This is a genomic window from Streptomyces sp. NPDC002994, assembly GCF_040611155.1.
Taxonomy (GTDB): Bacteria; Actinomycetota; Actinomycetes; order Streptomycetales; family Streptomycetaceae; genus Streptomyces.
In genome coordinates, this window is the sequence record NZ_JBEXNQ010000073.1 from 1 (window position 1) to 1,976 (window position 1,976).

The 1,976-nt window shown below is 65.3% G+C and carries 1 protein-coding gene and 1 pseudogene; one reads left to right on the forward strand and one right to left on the reverse strand.

Annotated elements, in window-relative coordinates; genetic code table 11:
* Positions 1–125: 125 nt before the first annotated feature.
* Entirely contained in the window at positions 126–932 is an 807-nt protein-coding gene (locus tag ABZX79_RS37785; protein ID WP_355268593.1) for a nucleotidyltransferase domain-containing protein, read from the reverse strand.
* A gap of 577 nt (positions 933–1,509) precedes the next feature.
* Here ABZX79_RS37785 and ABZX79_RS37790 point away from each other — a divergent pair.
* Positions 1,510–1,863 (forward strand): annotated as a pseudogene (locus tag ABZX79_RS37790) (hypothetical protein); the annotation flags it as partial.
* Positions 1,864–1,976: the final 113 nt, after the last annotated feature.

Genomic DNA, 1,976 nt, shown 5'->3' on the forward strand with positions numbered 1-1,976 from the left:
CGCCTCACCGGCGAGAACACCATTTCATGGCGCGACCCGATACCCCAGAACAAACAGTTGATTCCGGGATAAAACACTAGGAGAAAACGACCTCTGAGCAGGTCGGTCACGGCGTGGGACGCCTGTCAGGGACGCGGGGCTTTCTCACCATGCACGGCTGTGTATTCGGCCGCGAGCCAAGAACCGAGGTCGTTGATGAGCATCCTGAGCACCGCCGGGTCGGGTGAGGGCGCACGTCCAGCGGACGCGGCGACACGCATCTGCTCGACGCGCTCGGGGTAGTAGCGGCCGAAGAGCTCGGCGGACTGGTCAAGGTCGCTGGTCCAGCCGCCCCATCGGGGCATGATAAGGGTGAATCCTGTGCGGACGATGCGACGACCAACAAAACGGCTGAGGGTCCGGCGATCGGTGTCCGTGGTGGCTTCGGCTGCTTTGGCACGCCAGCGTGGAAGCACACGGGCAAGGTCACCGTTGGTCTCCCGCGCGAGTAGGGCTGTGGGGCGGTAACGGGGGAGTTGTTCTGCGAGGTCAGGACCCAGCAACGGGGTGCACAGGCAAGCGATGAAGAATCCGCCATCGTGACGGTCGACGTCGCTGAGCAGAAACCGGGTACTGGTCAGCAAGATCCCGACGCCGTCGATCTGCGGGAATGCACGGTCGAGCACGACCTCGATGGCTTTGGCGTCAGCGCGGTCGGCTTCGGTGGGCTCACCGTATAGGGCGAGCTGGAGGTCAAGGTCGGAGACTCCAGGGGTGGCGGTGCCACGGGGGATGCTGCCGTAGAGGTAGGCGCTGTGCAGGCGCGTATCGTCGAACGTCTCGGTGATACGAGCGCGGGCAGCATCGACGACGGGAACGAACGCTGCCCGCACTCGGCCCAGTGCGCCTTCGCGTGCGATCGTTCCGTCGCGGTCCAGCCCTCGTTCATCCATGGGGCCACTGTGCCTTGTGCTGTTACGTGCTGCCGAGCGGATTTCCGAGACGGTGTGGCGTCCGCGAATCGCACCGCCCACGCATCCCCAGCGAGAGGTGTAGCACCGGCCCTCCAGGATCGATCGACGCGGCCTTGCCGTCCTCGTTCGTTCCCCAACCCGCGGGCGGGGCGCTGCTGCGGGGCGTGCGTGGCCTCACGCGAGCCCGAGTCTCGCAATCGCACACCGCGGTCACCCTCCGCGACCGCTCCCCAAGATCTGTGCCAGAATCGAGTTTTGAAGGCACCTGCTGAGGTGTCCGCGTACGACCTACGGTCCCCAGCTGCGTTCGCTTAAACGTCCCCAGCTGTCAGGACGCGTCGGTCAATCGCTCGAAGGCTTTGAGCCTGTCATTGAGCCGGTAGCTGGGGCCGTTGACGGAGACCGTTACGTATTGATGCAGGGCCGGTCGAGGATTGCGGTAGTCGACACCTCGTCCGGCGACCTGCTGACGCTGGCGGGCTGGGGCGCCCGGTAGGGTAGCGATCTTCGGTTGGCGGAAGCCGCCCGGAGTCCCCTTAAGGCCGTGCCTACAACGATGAACCTCGATGACACTCCCGCACGACTTCGACTCGACGGTGCGCTGGGCAGCTTGGCCGTCACCTTCCGCGGTATGACCGCCCGCCCCGATGAGAACCAATGTGACTGCCACTGGGGCAGCGATGAAGAGCTTGCGCGGTTGAAGGTCCCGGACCTGGAGCTGGACCCCGACCTTCTGCGTCGCACCTGGCAGGCCGGCGACTGGCACGACCACGGGGCGGTGCTGCGCCGCATCCTGCCTCAGTTCGCCAGCGCTCTTGTCAGCGGCCTTGTGGAGCCCTTCTCCGGCATGCACGAGGTGGGACGCTCGTTCGCTCGCGGCCACTGGCAGCAGTGGCCCCCACAGCAGAGCGCGGTGGTGTGGGAGGGTGCTTGACCCCGGATCTTGGACACTCGAGACACTTGGATCTTGAGTCCAGGAGAACGGATGTCCCGTGGTCATGAAGCACTATCCGCCGGAGTTCA

Excerpts from the sequence above, each read along its gene's own strand:
- ABZX79_RS37785 (WP_355268593.1), bottom strand. The coding sequence starts at position 932 with ATGGATGAACGAGGGCTGGACCGCGACGGAACGATCGCACGCGAAGGC.